General features: G+C 63.9%; 2 protein-coding genes. Both read left to right on the top strand.

Translation table 11 applies throughout. The annotated features are described in order from the left end of the window. On the top strand, positions 1–449 hold a 449-nt coding region (locus J0A65_RS23925; RefSeq protein ID WP_206596771.1), incomplete at its 5' end, for a hypothetical protein. Positions 450–821: 372 nt separating this feature from the next. Beyond that, on the top strand, positions 822–1,022 hold the full coding sequence (locus J0A65_RS23920; protein ID WP_206596770.1) for a hypothetical protein: 201 nt from the start codon (positions 822–824) through the stop codon (positions 1,020–1,022). The last annotated feature ends 41 nt before the right edge of the window (positions 1,023–1,063 follow it).

Raw genomic sequence — 1,063 nt, 5'->3', positions numbered from 1 at the left:
TGTTGGGTGCCGAGCTGGTGTACGGCCTGTCGCAGCCTCGCCACTGGCGGCGTGAACCGATCGCCAAGGCGCTGATCCTGCTGGTGATCCTGCGCTTGCTGTTGAAGCGTCAGCAGAAGGGCGAAGCGCTGCACCACGGCGACCTGCAGCGCGCCGGCTGGCGCTTGCCGGAGGACCAGTGGGCCGAGGTGCTGAGCTTTCTCGAGCGCGAGCGCCTGGCATGCAAGGTCGGTAATGCGGGCTGGGTACTGTGCCGGGACCTGCACAACTTCACCCTGCATCAGTTGCTGGAACTCAGCCCGTGGCCGTTGCCGAACGTCTCGCAGCTGCCCGCGCAGCTCGACGAGCCCTGGTACCCGAGCCTGTGCAAGGGCCTCGAGCACCTGCAGAATGAGCGCGAAGAACAGTTCGGTATCAGCCTGGCGCTCTGGTTACCGGGCAAGGATTGAGCGCACGCTGTCACGTAGCGACGGCCCGAAGGGTCACCGCCGGGGATGGCAGGTGACAAAGGATTTCCGGGAGAAATGCTTGACGTCGCGTAGCGACGGCCCGGAGGGTCACCGCCAGGGATGGCAGGTGACAAAGGATTTCCGGGAGAAATGCTTGACGTCGCGTAGCGACGGCCCGAAGGGTCACCGCCAGGGATGGCAGGTGACAAAAAACGTCAGTTTGCGGCGTCACTACTCCGTGCTTTCATCAGTGCAGCAGGCGTGACGCCGAGTAACGGCGTGATACACAGGGCTGGCATGTTTCTGGCAACGGCAGTTTCAGTTGCTATCGAACTGCCAGCAGGGCAGGGATCGCTAAGGACGCATGCAGGAATGACTGGCAGAAACAAAGTAATCCATCTCCATCGACGCGACCCGCAGGACGCGCTGGAGCGGCTCAACCGCATCACCGGGCTGCGTTTCGCGCGCTGGCCCGAATCGCTGCTCGAACAGGTCGCCCCCGAGAATCTGCCGCAGGCTGCGGAGCCGGCCGTCGAGCAGCCTTCCGCCAATCCGGAGGTTTCCTCCGGCTGAAACGAAAACCCCGCGCAGTGCGCGGGGTTCTGGTCTTGCCG

It is taken from the genome of Bowmanella yangjiangensis, from assembly GCF_017255015.1.
GTDB lineage: Bacteria > Pseudomonadota > Gammaproteobacteria > Enterobacterales > Alteromonadaceae > Bowmanella > Bowmanella yangjiangensis.
This window is presented reverse-complemented; position numbering and strand designations above follow the sequence as displayed.

Bases quoted from the DNA above. Each gene is read 5' to 3' on its own strand.
- J0A65_RS23920 (WP_206596770.1), top strand. From the start codon at position 822: ATGACTGGCAGAAACAAAGTAATCCATCTCCATCGACGCGACCCGCAG.